19 protein-coding genes are annotated in these 20,980 nt (G+C 40.5%); 15 read left to right on the top strand and 4 right to left on the bottom strand.

Annotation, left to right across the window (positions count from 1 at the left end):
• Nucleotides 1-95: 95 nt before the first annotated feature.
• Nucleotides 96-1,304, top strand: coding sequence for an MFS transporter (locus tag ABC361_RS11220; RefSeq protein ID WP_413074061.1), 1,209 nt, complete (start codon nucleotides 96-98; stop codon nucleotides 1,302-1,304).
• A gap of 47 nt (nucleotides 1,305-1,351) precedes the next feature.
• Here the strand turns inward: ABC361_RS11220 and lexA are convergent, their stop codons facing one another.
• Nucleotides 1,352-1,981 carry a transcriptional repressor LexA gene (gene lexA / locus ABC361_RS11215; protein WP_099300978.1) on the bottom strand — a complete coding sequence of 210 codons (630 nt, stop codon included), beginning with the start codon at nucleotides 1,979-1,981 and terminating at the stop codon, nucleotides 1,352-1,354.
• 154 nt (nucleotides 1,982-2,135) lie between these two features.
• On the opposite strand from lexA, the gene ABC361_RS11210 reads away from it, so the two are divergent.
• The 8 genes from ABC361_RS11210 to ABC361_RS11175 all read left to right on the top strand — a co-directional run bounded on the left by ABC361_RS11210 (nucleotide 2,136) and on the right by ABC361_RS11175 (nucleotide 10,608).
• Nucleotides 2,136-2,294 carry a hypothetical protein gene (locus ABC361_RS11210; RefSeq protein ID WP_413074060.1) on the top strand — a complete coding sequence of 53 codons (159 nt, stop codon included), beginning with the start codon at nucleotides 2,136-2,138 and terminating at the stop codon, nucleotides 2,292-2,294.
• 30 nt (nucleotides 2,295-2,324) lie between these two features.
• A complete protein-coding gene (locus ABC361_RS11205) occupies nucleotides 2,325-2,987 on the top strand; it encodes a YneB family resolvase-like protein (RefSeq protein WP_413074059.1) in 663 nt (220 codons plus the stop codon).
• Between the two features lie 46 nt (nucleotides 2,988-3,033).
• Nucleotides 3,034-3,273 (top strand): DUF896 domain-containing protein, encoded by a 240-nt coding sequence (locus ABC361_RS11200; RefSeq protein WP_099300976.1) that lies wholly within the window; start codon nucleotides 3,034-3,036, stop codon nucleotides 3,271-3,273.
• A gap of 82 nt (nucleotides 3,274-3,355) precedes the next feature.
• Nucleotides 3,356-5,350: a transketolase gene (gene tkt / locus ABC361_RS11195; protein WP_413074058.1), complete on the top strand. Its 1,995-nt coding sequence runs from the start codon at nucleotides 3,356-3,358 to the stop codon at nucleotides 5,348-5,350.
• Between the two features lie 889 nt (nucleotides 5,351-6,239).
• Nucleotides 6,240-6,668: a sporulation inhibitor of replication protein SirA gene (gene sirA, locus ABC361_RS11190; protein WP_413074057.1), complete on the top strand. Its 429-nt coding sequence runs from the start codon at nucleotides 6,240-6,242 to the stop codon at nucleotides 6,666-6,668.
• A gap of 94 nt (nucleotides 6,669-6,762) precedes the next feature.
• Nucleotides 6,763-6,978 (top strand): YneF family protein, encoded by a 216-nt coding sequence (locus ABC361_RS11185; protein ID WP_099300973.1) that lies wholly within the window; start codon nucleotides 6,763-6,765, stop codon nucleotides 6,976-6,978.
• An 87-nt stretch (nucleotides 6,979-7,065) separates the two neighbouring features.
• Nucleotides 7,066-8,814 carry an ABC transporter transmembrane domain-containing protein gene (locus ABC361_RS11180; protein WP_413074056.1) on the top strand — a complete coding sequence of 583 codons (1,749 nt, stop codon included), beginning with the start codon at nucleotides 7,066-7,068 and terminating at the stop codon, nucleotides 8,812-8,814.
• A gap of 3 nt (nucleotides 8,815-8,817) precedes the next feature.
• Nucleotides 8,818-10,608 (top strand): ABC transporter ATP-binding protein, encoded by a 1,791-nt coding sequence (locus tag ABC361_RS11175; RefSeq protein ID WP_413074055.1) that lies wholly within the window; start codon nucleotides 8,818-8,820, stop codon nucleotides 10,606-10,608.
• 278 nt (nucleotides 10,609-10,886) lie between these two features.
• On the opposite strand, the gene ABC361_RS11170 is transcribed toward ABC361_RS11175, so the two are convergent.
• The gene (locus ABC361_RS11170) at nucleotides 10,887-11,360 is read right to left on the bottom strand and encodes a DUF2621 domain-containing protein (RefSeq protein ID WP_413075761.1); all 474 of its coding nucleotides are present in this window, start codon (nucleotides 11,358-11,360) and stop codon (nucleotides 10,887-10,889) included.
• Between the two features lie 95 nt (nucleotides 11,361-11,455).
• Between ABC361_RS11170 and ABC361_RS11165 the strand changes: the two genes are divergently transcribed.
• On the top strand, nucleotides 11,456-11,863 hold the full coding sequence (locus ABC361_RS11165; RefSeq protein ID WP_413074054.1) for a hypothetical protein: 408 nt from the start codon (nucleotides 11,456-11,458) through the stop codon (nucleotides 11,861-11,863).
• A 67-nt stretch (nucleotides 11,864-11,930) separates the two neighbouring features.
• Here ABC361_RS11165 and ABC361_RS11160 read toward each other — a convergent pair whose 3' ends face one another.
• On the bottom strand, nucleotides 11,931-12,020 hold the full coding sequence (locus tag ABC361_RS11160; RefSeq protein WP_035397209.1) for a YjcZ family sporulation protein: 90 nt from the start codon (nucleotides 12,018-12,020) through the stop codon (nucleotides 11,931-11,933).
• A 67-nt stretch (nucleotides 12,021-12,087) separates the two neighbouring features.
• Nucleotides 12,088-12,216 carry a small acid-soluble spore protein P gene (locus ABC361_RS11155; protein ID WP_099300969.1) on the bottom strand — a complete coding sequence of 43 codons (129 nt, stop codon included), beginning with the start codon at nucleotides 12,214-12,216 and terminating at the stop codon, nucleotides 12,088-12,090.
• A gap of 216 nt (nucleotides 12,217-12,432) precedes the next feature.
• Between ABC361_RS11155 and acnA the strand changes: the two genes are divergently transcribed.
• The 5 genes from acnA (at nucleotide 12,433) to ABC361_RS11130 (ending at nucleotide 20,971) form a co-directional block, all read left to right on the top strand.
• Nucleotides 12,433-15,150: an aconitate hydratase AcnA gene (gene acnA, locus ABC361_RS11150; RefSeq protein WP_413074053.1), complete on the top strand. Its 2,718-nt coding sequence runs from the start codon at nucleotides 12,433-12,435 to the stop codon at nucleotides 15,148-15,150.
• Between the two features lie 156 nt (nucleotides 15,151-15,306).
• On the top strand, nucleotides 15,307-18,630 hold the full coding sequence (locus tag ABC361_RS11145) for an efflux RND transporter permease subunit (RefSeq protein ID WP_413074052.1): 3,324 nt from the start codon (nucleotides 15,307-15,309) through the stop codon (nucleotides 18,628-18,630).
• A 282-nt stretch (nucleotides 18,631-18,912) separates the two neighbouring features.
• Nucleotides 18,913-19,041 (top strand): FbpB family small basic protein, encoded by a 129-nt coding sequence (locus ABC361_RS11140; protein WP_099300966.1) that lies wholly within the window; start codon nucleotides 18,913-18,915, stop codon nucleotides 19,039-19,041.
• A 52-nt stretch (nucleotides 19,042-19,093) separates the two neighbouring features.
• A complete protein-coding gene (locus ABC361_RS11135) occupies nucleotides 19,094-19,231 on the top strand; it encodes an acid-soluble spore protein N (RefSeq protein WP_413074051.1) in 138 nt (45 codons plus the stop codon).
• Between the two features lie 105 nt (nucleotides 19,232-19,336).
• Nucleotides 19,337-20,971 (top strand): copper resistance D family protein, encoded by a 1,635-nt coding sequence (locus ABC361_RS11130; protein ID WP_413074050.1) that lies wholly within the window; start codon nucleotides 19,337-19,339, stop codon nucleotides 20,969-20,971.
• Nucleotides 20,972-20,980: the final 9 nt, after the last annotated feature.

Here is a 20,980-nt window from a genome sequence, read left to right as displayed (position 1 = left end):
TGTTTTTTTTTCGCATATATTTAGAGTTGCGAAATAAAAAGGAAGATCTTTAGACAACGAAGGTGATCAGTATAAAAGCGGAAAAGCGTAATTTAATGATTATGTGGTTTGCCAACTTGTTTGTTGGTGCAAGTATGACAATGGTGATTCCATTTTTATCTCTTTACATTGAATCATTCGGACAATATTCAGGTGAAGATGTTCAAAGGTGGTCTGGCTTTGTTTTCGGTATTTCTTTCTTAGTTGCTTTTCTCGTTGCGCCGATTTGGGGACGAATTGGCGATCGTTACGGACGAAAAAAGGTCCTCATTGGGACTGGTTTTGGGATTGCCATCTCGGTTTTTCTTATGGGATATGTTCAATCTGTTGAGGCATTGTTTATTCTGCGCGCTTTCATGGGGCTCGCAACAGGGTTTATCCCGGCTTCAATGGCATTAATAGCAGCACAAAGTAGTAAGCGTACAGCTGGAGAAACCCTCGGAACTTTGCAGACAGGTACTGTTTCTGGAGGTTTGCTAGGGCCATTATTTGGCGGTTTGATTGCAGATACTGTTGGAATGGAATTAACGTTTGTATTGACTGCGTCAATCTTAACCCTTGCATCTCTACTTGTTGTTTTTGGGGTAAAAGAAGTGATTTATGAGGAAAAAGGTGAGAAAAAGCGACGGTATGCAGCAAAAGAGGTATTGGCATTTATTGTACGTTCGCCTATGTTAATAATGGTAATGGTTGTGGCGCTCATTATTCAAATGGCATTGTTTAGCGTCCAGCCACTTTTAGCTCTATTTGTTAATGATTTAGTCGGGCCAGTTGAAAATATGGCTTTTTTAGCTGGTTTAGCATTCTCGATTACGGGTTTAGGGAACTTATTATCAACTCGAAAATGGGGGCAGTTAGGTGACCGAATGGGCCACGAAAAGGTAATGCTCATTTTACTTATTTTGTCTGGTGTGTTTTTTATTCCGCAAGCATTCGTTGATTCACTCTGGCAATTAATTGTATTGCGTTTTGTCTTTGGATTAGCGGTCGGAGGGTTAATTCCCTGCACGACAGCGTTTATTCGTCAAGCGTGTCCAGTATCGATGCAAGGGGAAGTACTCGGTTATAATCAGAGTTTTCGTTTTTTAGGAAATGTATTAGGACCGGTCTCAGGCGGTTTAATTGCAGCGAGCTTTGGTATTCCTTACGTATTTATTAGTGCAGGCGTCTTATTTCTTCTTACTGCAATTGTCTTAAAAATCATGTTAAATAGCGAAAGAAAAAAAGAAGAGAATGAGGCTGACAGTCAAGTCCACCATCAATAAAGGCGCAAAAAAAGAGCACTGGGTTTTCCGGTGCTCTTTCTTTATGGTTAATGGATCGTTCGGAAAACACCAATGACTTTTCCTAGAATCGTACAATTGTCGAGTATAATCGGCTTCATTGTTGAATTTTCAGGCTGAAGGCGAATGTAGTTCTTTTCTCGGAAAAATCGTTTGACTGTGGCTTCGTTTTCATCAGTCATTGCAACGATAATGTCACCATTATCAGCACTTTGCTGCTGCTTCACAATGACTTGGTCCCCATCGAAAATGCCCGCTTCGATCATACTTTCACCTTGAATAACTAAGGCATACACTTGTTCATGACCAGACATATGATCTGGAAGGGGGAGGTAGTCGTCGATATTTTCAATCGCTGTAATTGGACTACCTGCTGTAACCTTACCAATTACAGGAATATAGCGTGCGCGTTCACGAATAATGGAAGGCTCGTCCAGCGCTTCTTCAAGCGAAAGTACTTCAATTGCTCGAGGTTTCGTAGGATCGCGACGAATGTATCCTTTCTTTTCAAGACGAGCAAGATGACCATGTACGGTTGAGCTTGATGCTAAACCTACTGCTTCCCCAATTTCACGTACGGAAGGCGGATAGCCTTTCTTTTTTACTTCATCTTTAATAAATAATAAAATCTCTTCTTGTCTAGTAGATAATTTAGACACTCCTCTTCACCTGCTTTATCTATGTATTCGTTATCTTTACTTTAGCACATCGAACATACGAACGCAAACATAAGTTCTAAAAATGCTTGACACGAACAAAAGTTCGAAGTATCTTAAAGTAAGAACAAATATTCTTGCGAACGGGTGATCGATGATGAAGAAGAGTCAAGAAAAAGGGATTATTATTGCTGGTATTATTACTGTTTTATTTATGTTTAGTAGTTTGTTATCCTTTGATAGTGATGAGAACGAGCAGGTAGAGGATCGAAGCAGCAATACAGACAGTCACGTAATCCTTTTAAATGATCGTTAGTCGCTGAAACATTGCAGTGGGAGGCACAGTATGAAACGAAATAAAGCCATTTTGTATTGTCGAGTCAGTACGGATAAAGAGAGTCAACAAACGTCGTTAGCTCGTCAAGAAGATGAATTAGTGAAAATGGCTCAGCAACATGGAATAGAAGTGAGCGATTGTCTTTCTGAGGTTGCTAGTGGGTATGAATTGGACCGCGATAATCTTCTATTCCTTTTAGATCAAGCAAAGAAACAAACGTTCACGCATTTGCTAGTAACAGACGAGACGAGGATTGGTAGGGGAAGAGCGAGGACTGCTATTCTATATCAACTTCAAAAGTATGGCATTACGATTTATACATGTCATAACGATGGTGCGTTACATTTATCAGAAGCAGACGAGATGGTTTTTGAAATCGTAGCCATCGTGGAAGAGTACCAGCGGAAATTACATAACTTGAAGATCAAACGCGGGATGAGAAGGGCGATTGAAAAAGGGTTTCATCCAGAGCGTAACTTAAAAGATACGGGTAGTGGAGGACGGAGTAAAAAAGACCTTCCGATCGAAGAAATTGTTAGATTACGAGAGAAAAAGCTAACGTTTCATGACATTGCAGTAACGTTAAATGGGTTAGGTTATCATTGTTCAAAAGCAACGGTACATCGGCGTTTTCAGCAGTACGAGCAAACGAAATCAGATGAGTTGATCTAATGAAATGAAGATGCTATGATGACAACCAAAGGATAGGTGAATGTCGTTGTTATCAAAATCAAAATTAGACCGAATCAATGAACTGTCTCAACTAGCGAAGACATCAGGATTAACGAAGCAGCAAAAAGACGAACAGCAAGCGCTTCGAAAAGAATATTTAAATACGTTCCGTTCCACATTTAAAAATCAACTGCATTCCGTTAAAGTTGTTGATGAAGAGGGCACAGATGTGACCCCACAAAAGCTAAAAGATAGTAAAGCACAAAAACAAAACCCACCTCACTAAATGTACAAGCTCCCGTCAGGCTTGTACATTTTTTTTATTTTGTTTATGATGGAAACGTACGAAGAATGAAAGGGTGTAACAAATGAAAAACAATATTGAAGAATTAGCGGTAAATACCATTCGAACACTTTCAATTGATAGCATTGAAAAAGCCAATTCAGGTCACCCGGGGATGCCAATGGGCGCAGCGCCAATGGCGTTAGATTTATGGGCGAATCACATGAATCATAACCCAGCAAACCCTGAGTGGACAAACCGAGATCGTTTTGTCTTATCAGCTGGACATGGTTCCATGCTTTTATATAGCCTTCTTCATTTGACAGGTTATGATGTGACGTTGGATGATTTGAAATCATTTCGTCAGTTAGGAAGTCGTACGCCTGGACACCCTGAATACGGTCATACAGCCGGCGTTGAAGCAACGACAGGTCCACTTGGGCAAGGGGTTGCAATGGCAGTAGGGATGGCAATGGCGGAGCGTCATTTAGCTGCGACGTACAATACAGTTGACCACGAGATTGTTGATCATTTCACGTATGCGATTTGTGGAGACGGCGATTTAATGGAAGGTGTGTCTGCAGAAGCAGCGTCACTTGCGGGTCACTTAAAATTAAACCGTCTTGTTGTTCTTTATGATTCAAATGATATCTCTTTAGATGGAGATTTACATGAGTCGTTTTCAGAAAGTGTTGAAGATCGTTTTAAAGCTTATGGCTGGAACGTCATTTTTGTTGAAGATGGGACGAATCTAGCTGAAATTAATAAAGCGATTACGAAAGCGAAAACGTCTGATCGCCCGACATTAATTGAAGTGAAAACAGTGATCGGCTTCGGTTCACCAAATAAATCAGCCAAATCTGCATCCCATGGTGCGCCGCTTGGATCTGATGAAGTAGCTCTTACAAAAGAAGCGTATAAGTGGACGTATGAAAAAGATTTCCATATTCCTGAAGAAGTAAGTGAATTCTTTACATCTGTTAAGGAACAAGGCCAGAAAAAAGAAGATGAGTGGAACGAACTTTTTGCTGCTTATAAGAAAGCCAATCCAGAGCTAGCAAAACAGTATGAGCGTGCATTCTCAGGAGATTTACCAGCAGATTTTGACCAAGCATTGCCAACTTTTGAAGCTGGAAAAAGTCTAGCAACTCGTGCATCTTCTGGAGAAGCATTAAATGCGCTTGCAAAACATGTTCCTGAATTATTTGGTGGATCTGCAGACCTGGCTGGTTCAAATAAAACCAATTTAAATAACGAAAGCAACTTTGGTCGAGACAACTATGCTGGTCGCAATATCTGGTTTGGTGTTCGTGAGTTTGCGATGGGTTGTGCATTAAACGGAATGGCGCTTCATGGTGGCTTAAAAGTATTTGGAGGAACATTCTTTGTATTCTCTGATTATGTAAGACCAGCGATTCGTCTATCAGCGTTAATGGGCGTTCCTGTCACATACGTATTAACTCACGATAGTATTGCTGTAGGGGAAGATGGTCCAACCCACGAGCCAGTTGAACAATTGGCTGCATTACGTGCGATGCCTGGCTTATCAGTTATTCGTCCTGGTGATGGAAATGAAACGGCTGCTGCATGGAAGCTGTCTCTTGAATCACAAAAAGAACCAACTGCACTTGTATTAAGCCGTCAAAATGTTGATACGCAAGAAGAAACAACGACGAAAGCTTATGAAGGCGTGAAAAAAGGTGCTTATGTTCTTTCTCAAGCAAATGGCGAGCCAGATGCGGTTTTAATTGCTACAGGTTCAGAAGTCCAGCTTGCTATGAAAGCAAAAGAAGCCTTATCTAAAGAAAAGATTGATGTATCTGTTGTGAGCATGCCAAGCTGGGATCGCTTTGAAGCTCAACCGAAAGAATATAAAGACGCGGTCATCCCTAAAAACGTGAAAGCGCGCCTTGCAATCGAAATGGGTGCTTCATTGGGATGGGCGAAGTACGTTGGCGATGAAGGCGATACGTTAACAATTGATACGTTCGGTGCTTCTGGCGCAGGAGATCAAATTATTGCTGAGTATGGCTTCACCGTTGAGAATGTCGTGAACAAAGTCAAAGCTTTGCTAAAGTAATTTGCGTAAGCTGGAAATAAGGGAACATCCATGAAACACGTGTGACGAGGGTTTTCCATCGGTAAGCAATGGCGCTTTAAATAGCCTCATTTGTGAAACGGATGATGAAGAGCCGCGTCAACGTGTTTTTTGATCGTCTGAAATTAGTTTTTTATAGTAAGATAACCAATAACCCTACATATAGACTGAATTTTTTTGATAGATTCCATATCATTGTGTAAAAAAGCTCAATATAACTAGCCCAACAATGAAGAAGTCAGACGTTGAGAAGGAGTCATTCGTATTTTTAAGACAAGGAATCCGCCAATCGTTTGATCAGTGCACTGCTTATGGACATCCACGAATACGGGCTTGATTCTACTAGAAAATATAGTGAATGGCACTAGCGTATATGTAAACCTTATTTTCTCTCCTGGCTCACTCATTAGCGCAGGTGGCGACTCCGACGGGAAAAGCAACAGTCCGAAAATCAAAGAGTGATGTTATCGAAGGAGTTGAGGCGTTGCCCACGGCAAAGAAGACACCGTGAGCGCAAGTGATAACGTAGCGCAAACGGATGTCGCGCTTATGCCTGTGGTGAAAGCGTCCGTCCGCGCGACAAGTGATGAACATCATTTGAATTGAACGTTCCCATTTTTGGATAAAGGATGACCGTTTTTAGACAGACCTAATCAAATGATAAAAGCAGTGTATTGTGATTTTACACAGAGATGTGGACTTGACGGAAATTTTTGTACTGAAAAGGGCAATTAATTAAAAAAAAGCTGTTTTTCACCGAATTCGACAAAACTAGTGAGCTTCTCCCCGATGAATTGACAGTATATTTTTAAAAAATGGGTATAATAAAACTAAATATTTCCTAATGTTCATTTGCCGGAGGAGAAGATAGATGAGATACTATGAACTTTTTAATGTTACGGAAGATGTTGCATCCTCTTACCTTGGAAAGGAAATGAAGTTGTTTCAGCTATTTGAAGAACGGGAAAAAGCAAGGGCACATACTCAGCCGATTTACGATCGCCAAATTAATTATATTACGACTTCTATGCCAGAAGAACAAATTAAGCAGTTGTTCATGGAAAAGTATAAAGAAAAAGCGTCGAATCGGTATGTAGCTGCCTCAAAAAGTAATCCAGATAATCAATGTGCCTTAATGATTGATGCAAAGAAAATCTGTTTAGAAGCAGAAGGCGATTTACAAGCAGAGACCGATGTTTTTGATGCGCTCCGTGATGTAGAGGGATTTTTCTTTGCAGTAAATATTCATGATCGCCGTTTTGGATGGTTAAAACCGTATGAAAAACAAAGCGTGCTGTAAAGCATGCTTTTTTAAGTGCTTTAAAATCAAAGCTTGCTCGTGTATAATAGATAAGGTTCAGTAGAAGTAGAACGTGTGAGAAGGAGGTTTAACATTGATCTGGCATATTATAGGGTACACCGTTGCAGTTTTAGCAGGTGTAGCAATTGGCTTTTTTATTGCTCGTAAAACGATGATGTCTTATTTGAAAAAGAACCCACCGATTAATGAGCAAATGCTACGCGTGATGATGCAGCAAATGGGGCAAAACCCATCACAAAAGAAAATCACTCAAATGATGAAAGCGATGCAAAAGCAACAGTCTAAATAAGTACAGGCACTTCGTTAGAAGCGGAGTGCCTGTTAAACTGTTCATTATTGTTAGAAAATTTTTTCGATTGATAAGAGAGGGAAAGATATGCGGATTTTTATTGATTTAGCATGGTTTTTTAAAACCCATTGGAAAGCATATGTCGGGGGTTCGCTCATCTTAGCGATTGTATCTTTATTATCTCTTGTCCCACCGCAAATCATTGGTCGTGTTGTCGATTTCATTCAAACAGATACGTTAACTCAAGCGATATTAATCCGTTACATAGCTGTTATTTTAATCATTGGTCTCATTTTATATGTGCTACGGTTTTTGTGGCGACTACTCATTTATGGTGCATCGTTTAAACTTGCTCGACAGCTACGTAATCAGCTGTATCACCATTATACGACCATGCCAGTATCGTTTTATCAAAAACGGTCAACAGGCGATCTTATGGCCATATCAACAAATGATGTCCGTGCTGTTCAGGCAACAGCAGGGGAAGGCGTCTTAACCATTGTGGATGCTGTGCTGCTCGGTGGAATGGTCGTTGGGACGATGGCGCTAACGCTTAGTTGGGAATTAACGCTCATTACATTGATTCCTCTTCCGCTAATGGCAATTTTAACTAGCCTTTACGGAGCAATGCTGCATAAACGGTTTGGGTATGCCCAAGCGGCGTTCAGTTCTTTAAATCAAACGGTTCAAGAAACTATTAACGGCATAAAAGTGACGAAAGCATTCGGTCAAGAGGAGGAAGAAAATCAAAAATTTCAGAATCAATCCGCTGTGGTTGTTGAGAAAAATATTCGTGTCGCAAAAATTGATGCGTTATTTGATCCAACGATTACAGGTGTAATTGGATTGTGTTATCTACTTGCCGTATCATTTGGCGCAACTTTTGTTATTGACGAAACCATGACTCTCGGACAGTTAACCACCTTTGTGTTTTATTTAGGTTTATTAATTTGGCCGATGCTGGCACTAGGAATGTTTTTTAATGTTGTGGAAAGAGGGCGAGCCTCGTATGAACGGATTATGGCGCTTTTACATACAGATTCAAGTTTACAGCCAGTTAATCAACCGGTAAAACAAACGTTAACAGGAGAAATAGACGTGTCCATTGACGAATTTCAATACGAAACGACTTCTAAACGAACGCTGGAGCACATCTATTTTCAAGTTAAGCAAGGAGAAACGATCGCTTTAGTAGGAAAAACTGGAAGTGGAAAATCAACTTTGATGTCTTTGTTACAAAGAGAGGTAGATGTTACAAAAGGCTCAATTAGCTTCGACGGTATAGAAAGTAGGCAACTAGATCCTACGTGTATAAAAGAGTTGTTTGGGTTTGTGCCGCAAGATCATTTCTTGTTTTCCGCAACGATTGCAGAGAACGTTGCATTTACAAATCCGAGCGCCTCGTTCATAGATGTTGTCAGAGCCTGCCAGATTGCATGTGTACATGACGATATTAATCGATTTCCCGAAGGCTATGAAACAATTGTCGGAGAACGAGGCGTAACCCTTTCAGGTGGTCAAAAACAGCGTATTTCAATAGCGCGAGCGATCTTAAGCCAACCGAATGTATTATTGCTCGATGATTCATTATCGGCAGTTGATGCGAAAACAGAAGAAGCCATCTTATCTGGACTGAAGGAAAAACAGGCGAATCAAGGGTTGATTATGAGTGCGCATCGATTAAGCGCAGTGAGTCATGCAGACCTCATCCTTGTCCTTGATGAAGGGACAATAAAGCAAAGAGGCACGCATCGAACGTTGATGGAGCAAGGTGGTTGGTACAAAGAAATGTACGAACGCCAACAGCTAGAAACGATTGTGGAGCAAGGGGGCTAGGGATTGAAACATACAGATGAAGTACTTTCAGGAAAGCAGCAGCGTGCCATTTTCCTACGGCTGTTACGATATGCAAAAGGTCACAAGAAAATGTTGATTGTAGCATTTATTATTATGATGATCGCTGCAACAGCAGAGTTGCTTCAGCCAATTTTGATTGCGCACTTTATTGATACGTATTTAACAGCAGGAAACTTCCCAACTGAACCGCTGACATGGCTAGTGTCGATTTTTATTTCCCTCTTAATCGTTGCAATCATTAGTCAATATATACAAAGTCTTTTTTTTCAAAAAGTTGCTTTGCGAATCATTCAAACATTACGGGTAGATGTCTTTAAAAATGTGCAGAAGCTTGGACTGTCTTTTTTTGATAAAATGCCCGGTGGTGGACTTGTATCACGTATTACAAATGATACAGAATCAATCAAAGAATTGTATGTAACAGTGCTGGCCGTATTTGTTCAAAATGGAATATTCATGATTGGCACCTTTGTCGCCATGTTTTATTTAAATGCAACATTAGCACTCTACTGTCTCATCTTTCTGCCATTTTTATTTCTTGTTTTTCGAGTTTATCGAAAAATAAGCTCCTCATTCTATGAAACTGTCAGTGCAAAAGTAAGTGAAATCAATGCGAAAATGAGTGAATCTGTACAAGGAATGCGAATCATACAAGCCTTTCGGCAGGAAAAACGAATGAAAAAAGAATTTGCCGAAATTAATGAAGCTCATTATCAAGCTGGTATGAAAGCGATGAAAGCAGATGCGCTGTTGTTAAGGCCGATTGTTGATATTTTAAGTTTAATGGCTATTTCAATTGTCTTGCTGTATTTTGGCTTTCAATCTTTTGCAGGACCTATTGAATTCGGAGTACTTTATGCGTTTGTTAATTTGCTTGACCGTTTTTTTGAACCTGTGAATCAAATCATGCAACGGTTATCGTTGTTTCAGCAAGCAATTGTTTCGGCTGGAAGAGTTTTTCGTTTAATGGATCGTGAAGAGTACGCGCCAGGAGCCACATTTGACGAAAGTGAACGCGCTGAAGAACTAGGTGGTTCAATTGCATTTAAAGATGTTTCGTTTTCGTACGATGGTACGACAAACGTGCTTCATAACATTTCCTTTCAAGCATCCCGGGGTGAAACGATTGCGCTAGTAGGGCATACTGGAAGTGGGAAAAGCTCAATTATTAACTTGCTCATGCGCTTTTATCCATTAAAGCATGGGGAAATCTATATAGACGGTCGATCCCTCTATTCGTTTCGAGAGGATACACTAAGAGAGCGAGTAGGGCTTGTGTTACAAGATTCTTTTTTATATAGCGGAACGGTTGCCAGCAATATTACGTTAGGCCGTGAAGGCTTCACAAGAGATGATGTCCGAGCCGCTTGTGAATTTGTTGGTGCGGATCGCTTTATAGAAGCATTACCTAATGGCTACGATACGGTGATGGGGGAACGAGGTACAACCTTTTCAAGTGGAGAACGCCAGTTACTCTCATTTGCAAGAACCATGCTCGGAAACCCGGATATTCTCGTTTTAGATGAGGCAACAGCTAGTATTGACACTGAAACGGAGGAAACCATTCAAAGGGCGTTAGAAAAAATGCAGCAAAATCGAACGACAATCGCAATTGCGCATCGGTTGTCGACGATTAAACATGCTCAACTTATTTTAGTGCTCCACCAAGGTGAAGTAGTCGAAAGTGGCACCCACGAAAGCTTGCTCAAGCGCGAAGGATTGTATCATAAAATGTACTTGCTACAAGCAAGAGAACAAACTACAGCATCATGACAAGGACAAAGAAAGCTGGTTTAGTAGGCGAAAGCCGACTATGCAAGCTTTTTTTCGTTTAAGAGATCCAATCGCTTTGCCTAAATGAATATCTTCCCTTTTCAAATACGTTTTTTTTGCATAAGTCTTAACATCTTCTAATGCGATTGAATGTGTCAACGAAGAGAGGATGAGCGCTAGACATCCTTGTTACCTGCTGCGATCATCTTGCCTGACAAAAAATGCTCCTTTCATTGTATTCACTTTTTAAAAGTGTCTACGTTGAAGGGAGCATCTTTTTAGATCGTTTTCTTTTTCTCAACTGCTTCTTGAAACTCTTTTTTGCTACGGGATTTTGATTGTCGATCGAGCAAATGCTCGTACGGTGTTAAATCAATCTGTTTTTGCTTTAATTTTTTTATGAGAAAACGATGGTCCTTTTTAGGGGTTGCCGTTATATATCCACGGATAATCGTATCGAGTGTTAGGCTAGACGCATTTTCTCTTAACGCAATCTCACTAATCTTTCCAGCAATTTTTTCTTTAGCGACATCGCGAAAGAGCTCAGGTACAGGCTCGACAAGTTCATTAAGTAATTGTCGCTGCTCATCTTGCCATAAAGGAAGCGCTTGATTTATGTAGTAATCTTGCCAATCTAAGATCGATTTGCCGTCTTCTTTAGGCATTCGTTTAAGAAATTTTCGAAACATAAAAAAGCCACCAATAAACATCAATCCGAGCAAAATAAATGTCCACATGACAATCAGGTTCATAAACCAGTCACCCACATTCAGCCCTCCTTTTCACTTGTTCTTAGCTGTTACTTTAGCATAAAATGAGAAGGGTTTCTATGGAGGGGGAGAAAAAGGTGTCTCAAATTATTCTTTTTGCGACTCATATGTTTAGTTCCATTGTTTTATTTCTATGTATGCCGTTCCCGTTTTTATATTATGCTGCAAGGCTTGAAGAAGGCGGACGATTCAAAGAAGGATTAATAAACTTCTATCGAGTCCTGTTTGTATTCGCACATATCGGTTTACTAATGTTGATTGCTACAGGGATTCCGCTTGTCTTTAATTGGGGGTCTTGGTGGACTTGGGGTGTTGTTGCTTTAACACTTGTTATTGGCGTAAGCTTAGGAATTACAAGTAAGTCACTTCGCCTGATGAAAAAGGGTGATGAAAACGCGGAAGAACCGTTGAGAAAAGCTAGCCTCATTCTTGCTATTAGCATTGGCGCCATGTTTCTGTTGAAATATAGTCGCTACCTTATGTAGCTGAATGACAGCACTCACAAAAACGTCTCATAAAAAAAGAAAAAAGGACTGCGATGCAGTCCTTCTTTTAGAACCAGCTTGCTCCAACAATTACTAAAAGAATAAATAGAACAACAATTAAAGCGAAACCTCCGCCTGTTCCGAATCCACCGCTCATTGTGTAACCTCCTTTTGTTCCGGTATGATTACAGTCTATGCGATGGCTCCAAAAAGGTTTGGGCTATTTAGCCTTCTCCGTTCGTTTGGCTAACATGGTTGGCTTTTTTTGTTTTATGAGAACCACTTTGTTTCTGTGGTTGATTGCTTTCAGGATGCTGGGGTTGATTGCGTCTCGCCTTAGAATTTCCCTTCATTTTTCGTCCACCTCGCTTTCATTCTTCAGTATATGGAATCCACTTTTTCTTATCCTTTTTTAAAAATATGTCGAAAAAAGATTTAAACTTTCGTCAACTTTTGCTATTCTAATGAAGGGCAATTATATCGCTTACATTAAAAGCGCTTACTCAAGTGCGTTCCTTAGACAAGTTGGGAACAATGCGATATGATGAAGTTGATAAGGAGGGTCTTAGATGTCAAAAAACTTAGATGTGTTTAAAGCGCGGTCTTCTTTTGAGTCAAATGGAAAAACGTATCATTATTATGCACTTGATGCGTTAGAGAAAGCAGGTTATGGGAAAGTTAGTAAACTACCATACTCTGTAAAGGTATTGCTAGAGTCAGTTTTACGTCAATATGATGATTATGTTATTAAAAAAGAGCACGTTGAAAATTTAGCGAAGTGGGGAACTGCTGAACAAAAAGAAATTGATGTTCCATTCAAACCATCTCGTGTTATTCTTCAAGATTTCACAGGGGTGCCAGCAGTTGTTGACTTGGCAGCATTAAGAAAAGCGATGGCTGATTTAGGTGGAGATCCGGATCAAATTAATCCAGAGATTCCTGTAGATTTAGTGATCGATCACTCTGTACAAGTTGATAAATTCGGTACAGATGATTCCTTGCTTTATAACATGAACCGTGAGTTTGAGCGAAACGGTGAACGTTATGAATTTTTAAGCTGGGCTAAGAAAGCGTTTGATAATTATAACGCTGTGCCACCAGCAACAGGAATTGTTCACCAAGTAAACTTGGAGTACATAGCAAATGTAGTCCACGCTGTAGAGAAAGATGGCGAACTGTTAACGTTCCCTGATTCACTCGTAGGTACGGATTCTCATACAACGATGATTAACGGCCTTGGTGTACTAGGTTGGGGTGTTGGTGGTATTGAAGCAGAAGCTGGAATGCTTGGTCAGCCTTCTTACTTCCCAGTGCCAGAAGTCATCGGATTGAAATTTACAGGCTCTCTACCAAGTGGAACAACGGCAACTGATGTGGCGCTTAAAGTAACACAAGTACTTCGCCAAAAGAACGTTGTTGGGAAATTTGTTGAGTATTTCGGTCCAGGTTTAGCAGATATGCCGCTTGCAGATCGAGCAACGATTTCAAACATGGCGCCTGAATACGGTGCAACGTGCGGGTTCTTCCCAGTAGACGAGGAAGCAATGAACTACATGCGCTTAACAGGTCGTTCTGAAGAGCAAATCGATTTAGTTCGTGCTTACTGTCAAGCAAATGGATTATGGTATGTTCCAGGCGAAACGCCAGATCCATCGTATACAGATGTGGTTGAAGTTGACTTATCGCAAATTCATGCAAATCTTTCTGGTCCAAAACGCCCGCAAGATTTAATTGAACTTCCGAAAATGCAAAAATCTTTCCAAGAAGCTGTTGTAGCACCAGCAGGCAACCAAGGTCTTGGACTTGATCAGTCTGAGTTCAACAAGACTGTTAACGTTACGTATAAAGATGGACGTAAAACAAGCATGAAAACAGGTGCAGTGGCGATTGCAGCGATTACGAGCTGTACGAACACGTCTAACCCATACGTGCTTGTGGCGGCTGGTCTAGTTGCAAAGAAAGCAAGTGAACTAGGGCTTAAAGTGCCTGAGTATGTAAAAACATCTCTTGCACCAGGTTCAAAAGTTGTTACAGGTTACTTGAACGACTCAGGGTTAATGCCTTACCTTGAGGACATGGGCTTCCATCTTGTAGGTTATGGGTGTACGACTTGTATCGGAAACTCTGGTCCATTAGAAGAGGAAATTGAAGATGCAATTGCAGAAAATGATTTAACTGTAACATCTGTTTTATCTGGTAACCGTAACTTTGAAGGTCGTATTCACCCGCTTGTCAAAGCAAACTATCTTGCATCTCCACCACTTGTTGTCGCATATGCACTTGCAGGAACAGTCAATGTTGACTTGTTGAATGATCCGATTACAACAGATAAAGATGGTAAGCCTGTATTCTTTAAAGATATCTGGCCTTCTACGGAAGAAGTTCGTGCGATTGTGGACAAAACTGTCACACCAGAACTATTCCGTCGTGAGTATCAAGATGTCTTTACTAGTAACGAGCGATGGAATCAAATTGATACAACAGATGATGCGCTTTATAAATGGGATGATGAATCCACTTATATTGCAAACCCACCGTTCTTTGAAGGACTTGCGAAAGATCCAGAAGCGGTTAAACCACTTTCAGATCTTCGTGTTGTTGGGAAGTTTGGTGACTCTGTTACGACTGACCACATTTCACCAGCAGGGGCCATCGGCAAGAATACCCCAGCAGGCAAATTCTTAATTGAAAAAGGTGTTGCGCCTAGAGACTTTAACTCCTACGGTTCTCGTCGAGGAAACCATGACGTGATGATGAGAGGGACGTTTGCGAATATTCGTATCCGTAACCAGATCGCTCCAGGAACAGAAGGCGGCTTTACGACTTACTGGCCAACTGGTGAAGTGATGTCCATCTATGATGCAGCAATGAAGTACAAGGAAGACCAAACGGGACTTGTTGTTCTTGCTGGTCAAGATTACGGAATGGGTTCATCTCGTGACTGGGCTGCAAAAGGAACAAACCTACTCGGCATTAAAACGGTTATCGCAGAAAGCTATGAGCGTATTCACCGTTCTAACCTTGTCTTAATGGGTGTGTTGCCACTTCAATTTAAAGCTGGAGAAAGTGCAGAATCTCTTGGATTAACTGGAAAAGAAAGCATTTCTGTTGCAATCGATGATTCTGTAAAACCTCGTGATCATGTAAAAGTGACAGCTGTAGCTGAAGATGGAACAAAAACAGAGTTTGACGTATTAGTACGTTTTGATAGTGATGTTGATGTTGATTACTATCGTCACGGCGGTATCTTACAAATGGTGCTTAGAGATAAACTACAGCCAGCGTAAACCGCATAATGAAACTTGCTTGATGTGAATCAGGCAAGTTTTTCTTTTAGGAAAATAGTTTAGAGGTCTAAATTGTTTTTGCTTGCTTTTTAACCTTCGTTTTGTGTAAGGTGTGTATAGCAAAATAAATAGACTTGGGATGATGGAGGAACCAACGTGACAAATTTTTCGATTCGCCGGCCCGTGTTTACGATTGTCGGAATGATTTTCTTTATCATTATGGGGATTGTTTCGTTAACACGATTGCCACTACAACTCTTGCCGGAGATTGACCCGCCTGTTGCGGCAATTGCAACGAGTTATCCAAACGTAAATCCGCAAGAAGTTGAAGACCAAATTACGATTCCGGTTGAGAATCAAATGGCAAGTTTATCTGGCTTGCAAAACATGACATCAAATTCCCAAGAAGGTTCATCTATTGTGCTTCTTGAATTTGATTGGAGTAGCTCAATTGAAGACGTTGAGTTAGATATTATAAACGCCTTACAGCAAATTGATTTACCAGACGGTGCTGGCGAGCCAAGCTTTCTGAAGTTTGATCCGTCCATGTTCCCTATGATGCAGCTTGCTGTCACGTCAAATGACGAAATTGAAGCGTTTCAAGACGATGTCATGGACCTTGAACAAGAAATTTTACAGGTTCCAGGCGTAGCAAGTGTGAATGAATCTGGAACGGTTACTGAAATAGTGTCAATTAAACTTGATCAAGACGCGATGATTGACGCTGGTGTGAATCAAGAAACCATAGTGAGTGCGTTACAAGCAAATAATGTAACTGTACCAGGTGGCGTAGTCGAACAAGATGATTTAAGTTTAACAACGCGGATTATACATGAATTAACAAGTCTTGAGGAGATTGAAGAGCTCGTTGTCGGTGCTAATCCACAAACTGGTGATGACATTACGCTAGATAGCATTGCTGACGTAGCAATTGACTCGGAAGAATTAGAAACGTTAACAAGAGCGAATCAAGAACCAGCTATTAGTTTATCGGTTATGCAAGAATCAAGTGCTAATACGACCCAAACATCAAATGCGGTTAACGAGCGCTTGAATGATTTACAAGATGATGCTGATTATGAAGACTTGGATCTTGTGGTTCTTTATGATGAAGGAGACTTTATTAATTCAGCCATTCAAAGCGTTGCTACCGCATTAGTAATCGGTGGTGCATTAGCCATGGTCGTTTTATTCTTCTTTTTAAGAAATCTTAAAACGCCGCTAATTATTGGCTTAGCGATACCATTTTCTGTCATTGTTACATTTGCCTTTATGTTTTTCCTTGATATAGGTTTAAATATTATGACGCTAGGTGGTCTAGCGCTCGGTATTGGTCTAGTCGTTGATAACGCCATTGTTGTTATTGAGAATATATACCGACACTTATCAAAAGGAAAAAGTGCGAAACAAGCAGCTTCTGACGGTACAAAAGAAGTCATGGCAGCTATTTTTGCATCAACGTTAACAACCATTTCTGTATTCCTACCGATTGTCTTTATTAGTGGAATCGTCGGAAACTTGTTTAGAGAACTTGCATTAACGGTTTCATTCAGTTTACTTTCTTCCTTGCTTGTTGCGATAACTGTTGTTCCAATGATTGCAAGTCGTGTATTAAAACCATCACAAGCTATAAATGAATCAAAACGTCGTGAAACAAAGACGATGCGTGGGTTGGAAAAAATGACGCATTGGTCACTTGGCCATCGAAAAACCGTCATTGCAAGTACATTTGGTTTACTGCTAATCGGCGGAATTGGTTTAACGACAGTTGGACTTGAGCTTATTCCAGAAAGTGATCAAGGTTCGTTTACAGTAGAAGTTGAGATGGAAACAGGCACGAGTTTATCCAGAACAACCGATGCAGTAGTGGAAATTGAAGACGTGCTGTCAGATTATCAAGAAGTAAATGATTATGTCAGTGTGATTGGGTCCAATGGTCAACCTGGTGCAACGGGTGGCTCACATACGGCACAAATTACAGTAGCAATGACGCCTCTAGAAGATCGCTCAATTTCTACTTCAGAGTTTATTGAGTCAATTGAGCGTGATTTAGAACGTGCAGATGACGCTGCTGATGTTCGAGCTTTCACCCAAACAGCTGCGATGGGCGGAGAAGCCAATACGGTTCCATTTACGATTACACATTCAGACCGAGGTACGCTTTATGACACTGTCTACGAACTTGAGGAAGAGCTTCTCGATTCTTCGCTTATTCGAGAAGTACAATTAAGTATTGAAGATCAAGTGCCAGAAATTGCTGTTGATGTAAATGCAGAGGAGGCAAGAGAATTTGGACTAACTCCTGCTGAAATTGCGTCACAAGTGAACGAGGCTACGCGAGGCGAAACCGCTATGACTGTTCAGTTGTCTAGTGATGATGAAGAAGCACAATTTTATGAGGTGCAAGTAGGACTCGCTCCTGAATTTACAGAAACGATTGAGGAACTTGAGAATCTGCAAATCGTTTCACAAGAAGGCGCAACGGTAGCTTTAAACGAAGTCGCTGAGATCTCAGAAGGGGAGTCACCTGCTGCGATTCAACGTGCTGATCAAGAAGAAGCAGTTGAATTTACAGTTGGTTACACAGCGGGTACAAATTTAAGTGAAGTTTCTACTTTAATTGAGGACTCTGTGGATGAAATAGAACTACCAGATGGTGCACAATTCTCCTTTGGAGGAGAACAAGAAATTCTTGAAGATGCGATTGGAAGTATGGTTCTAGCGCTTGTCTTGGCGATTATCTTCATTTACTTGATCATGGCAGCTCAATTTGAATCCTTTAAATTGCCATTTATCATGATTATGACGGTACCACTTGTTTTGATTGGAGTAACACTCGCTCTCACGCTTACGCAGACAGCGATTGGTGTGACAACCTTTATTGGGATCATTATCTTAGTTGGGATCGTGACAAACAATGGAATTGTGATGCTTGATTTCGTTAATCAGCAAAAGAAAAAAGGGATGTCAACCTACAATGCTTTAGTGGAATCCGTTCAGTTAAGAACGCGTCCAATTATTATGACGTCCTTGACATCCATTTTGGGTATGTTCCCAATTGCTTTAGGATTTGGTGAAGGTGCTGAACTTCAGCAACCAATGGCGATTGCGGTTATCGGCGGACTTATTAGTAGTACGGCGCTAACGTTAATCTTCATTCCTGTTCTTTATAGCCTATTTGACAAGGAAACACGTTCAAAGAAAGGCACACCGCAAATGGTTACGATTGATGGTGAATACTATGAAGTAGACGAAAACAATCAAGCTGTAAAAGCATTGCCAGAAGGTGAAGAAAACGAACAGATTTCAGATGAAGTGTATGAATCTAAAGAAGATGTTGGTCATGCAAATGAGCAAGCAAACGATGAAGAAAACTCGTCTTCTCAGGCAAAAGGTAAAACAGAATTAAGCCGAGATGAAATTGTTGAATTGCTTGATTCCATTGTTTCAAGAACAAAGAAAGATGACGATAAGCAGTAAGTGATTAAAAGCCCTCTTCGGACAAAAACCGAAGAGGGCTTTTTTAGCTAGTGCGTTGTTGTTGTTGGGTTATCCACTTTAAAAGTTGGCGCTCCTTTTCTTTAAGTGGTCGCTTTAATCCCTTTTCAAATTCTTTAACTAATTGGCTTTCTGTCATTCAGCTCACTCCTTTTATAAAAACTATGTGCAAAATTTGTTGAATATTCATCTTTTAGTAGAGAAAGAAGGTTTAAACTATTTAAATTGGTGAAATACTAGAAGTAAAAACGAGGTGAAAAAACTATGAGACGAGTCGGACGATTGCCTTTTAGTGAATTAGTTAAGCAAAATAAAGAGCGTTTAACCCAAGATCAGACAGAAGTGAACCGTTTAGAGGAGCGTTTTGAACAAAAGCATGCGCTTCCAAAATAAACTAAAGTAAAAACCCTTTTTTGTGGGATAGTAAGACAGAGGAGGGGTGTTCATGAGTGAGAAAAATCGATTTGCCCAATATACACCGGATCATTTAGGAACGCAGCCACGAAAATCGAACCGAAACAACGGGAAGAAAGTGGCGAATAAATCAAATCGTCAACCTGATTATATTCCTCCCAAAGGATAAACCGTCGAGTTCTCGACGGTTTTTTGTCATTTAAGCAAAACCATATTCAAATCATGCTTCGCCTGTTAGGATAAGAGTGATTATCGTTTTTAAGAGGAGAAGATCATGCTGGAGATTGTTTTAAATAGTTTTATGTATATATGTCTGGCTTTGTTAGCTGGTTTGATTATTATTCAAATGGTACCAACAGAACGTGGGTTAGATCGAGTCATACCGAATCGATTTATGCTCATTGTGACAATGCTCATACCGCTTATTCAATTAGGGTACTTAATTGGGTTAGGGAGAACGTACGCAAATTTCTTTTCGATCTCTTTGCTTGATGGGGTTGCAACAGCAATGGGGGAGCATATATTAGGAACAAGTTTTTTCCTTGTCTTGCTGTTTGCGGTGCTTATTTTAATTCTCATTATCATCACACGAAAACTTAACCGAATTATTCGAGCGAGTCTGCAGATCATTTTGTTTTTAGGTATCATTTTTGCGGTAAGTCTGTCTAGTCACAGTGCGTCTTTAACAGACGGATATGTATCAGGCGCTATTTCAAATGCGATTCATCTTCTCTCGATGGCCTTATGGACAGGCCCTTTATTTATTGTCAGTCTGTATGCAAAGCATTTAACAAACGGAAAGAAGTTTCATCAATGGTTTTCAGCGCTTGCGGTATTCAGTTTATTGCTTGTATCCACAAGTGGGTTTGTCATGATGGGAGAAATCGCACCTGAATACGTAAACAGCTGGATGCTAACGTATGGTCAGCTTCTTGTTATGAAGCACATTCTTATTGCTCCTTTACTCATTTTTGGTTTTCGACACTTACTTACGTTAAGTGGGAAAGGGGCGAAAAGGGCGACCTTATCAATTGAGGAGAGACAACGGTCTTTTCGATTTGAATCTATTTTTGTATTAGCAGTATTTATCGTAACGGCGATGTTAACAGAAAGTGAGCCTCCTCATAATGTACTGCGCACCTTACAAAATGAACCATTTAGTCCAATCATGAATGTCTTTTTAACGGAACCTTTAATTGAAAATCAACTGATTGCATTTTCCCCTTCCGTGTGGTCTGGGCTCCTATTAGGTGCTGCAGTGTTACTATTCTTTGTCGGTCTGTTTGTCGCCTGGTGGTTTAAGCGAACGTGGGTGACAGCAGTTGTAGCGATTGCCTTTGTCATAAGTTTCTATGTCGGCTTAATGACAAGCACCGGACCTGGCGACATTCCTGTAAATTTAACCGTTCATGACACGATTGAGGAAGCGGTAAACGTCAATCGTGAAGATGAGGAGTTAGAGATTATGACGACGTGGCCATTAACAGAGGATTCCTTTGCCGTCATCTTTATGGAAAATGAACGCCATCTTGTCGCTGAACGGTTAAAAGAAGAGCCTGACGGGTATCGGAAATATTTAGATGCTGAAGTCGAGATCGAAAATGGCTTTTTAACAGGTGGCGATCAATTTATGGATACATTTATGTTTATTGAAAATGACTGGGTAGATGTAGAAACCATAAGTACCTATGTCACGTTAGGATATGTAACAGAAGAAATCGAGGACGTGCGGATTCGTTTTTCCCATGAGACGGTGGAAGTGCCGGTAGAAGATCAAGTCTTTTTCTACGTACAGAGTATGAATCAGACCCTTGAGGAAGCACATGAATACGAGTTGCTTGATGCAAATGGAGACGTTGTTCGCACAGTTGAAAAACGCCAATTTGTTCATGAGGGGCACGTTCACTAGGAGGAAAGA

It is taken from the genome of Shouchella phoenicis, assembly GCF_047238345.1.
Classification (GTDB): Bacteria; Bacillota; Bacilli; order Bacillales; family Bacillaceae_D; genus Shouchella.
The sequence above is the reverse complement of the archived record's forward strand: the minus strand, read 5'-3'. Positions and strand labels throughout refer to the sequence as shown.

Excerpts from the sequence above, each read along its gene's own strand:
- ABC361_RS11170 (WP_413075761.1), bottom strand. The coding sequence starts at position 11,360 with ATGAACCTGATTGTCATGTGGACATTTATTTTGCTCGGATTGATGTTT.
- ABC361_RS11180 (WP_413074056.1), top strand. The coding sequence starts at position 7,066 with ATGCGGATTTTTATTGATTTAGCATGGTTTTTTAAAACCCATTGGAAA.
- ABC361_RS11140 (WP_099300966.1), top strand. The coding sequence starts at position 18,913 with ATGAGACGAGTCGGACGATTGCCTTTTAGTGAATTAGTTAAGCAAAAT.
- ABC361_RS11220 (WP_413074061.1), top strand. The coding sequence starts at position 96 with ATGATTATGTGGTTTGCCAACTTGTTTGTTGGTGCAAGTATGACAATG.
- ABC361_RS11205 (WP_413074059.1), top strand. The coding sequence starts at position 2,325 with ATGAAACGAAATAAAGCCATTTTGTATTGTCGAGTCAGTACGGATAAA.
- sirA (WP_413074057.1), top strand. The coding sequence starts at position 6,240 with ATGAGATACTATGAACTTTTTAATGTTACGGAAGATGTTGCATCCTCT.
- ABC361_RS11210 (WP_413074060.1), top strand. The coding sequence starts at position 2,136 with ATGAAGAAGAGTCAAGAAAAAGGGATTATTATTGCTGGTATTATTACT.
- ABC361_RS11135 (WP_413074051.1), top strand. The coding sequence starts at position 19,094 with ATGAGTGAGAAAAATCGATTTGCCCAATATACACCGGATCATTTAGGA.
- acnA (WP_413074053.1), top strand. The coding sequence starts at position 12,433 with ATGTCAAAAAACTTAGATGTGTTTAAAGCGCGGTCTTCTTTTGAGTCA.
- tkt (WP_413074058.1), top strand. The coding sequence starts at position 3,356 with ATGAAAAACAATATTGAAGAATTAGCGGTAAATACCATTCGAACACTT.
- ABC361_RS11130 (WP_413074050.1), top strand. The coding sequence starts at position 19,337 with ATGCTGGAGATTGTTTTAAATAGTTTTATGTATATATGTCTGGCTTTG.
- ABC361_RS11155 (WP_099300969.1), bottom strand. The coding sequence starts at position 12,216 with ATGAAGGGAAATTCTAAGGCGAGACGCAATCAACCCCAGCATCCTGAA.
- ABC361_RS11160 (WP_035397209.1), bottom strand. The coding sequence starts at position 12,020 with ATGAGCGGTGGATTCGGAACAGGCGGAGGTTTCGCTTTAATTGTTGTT.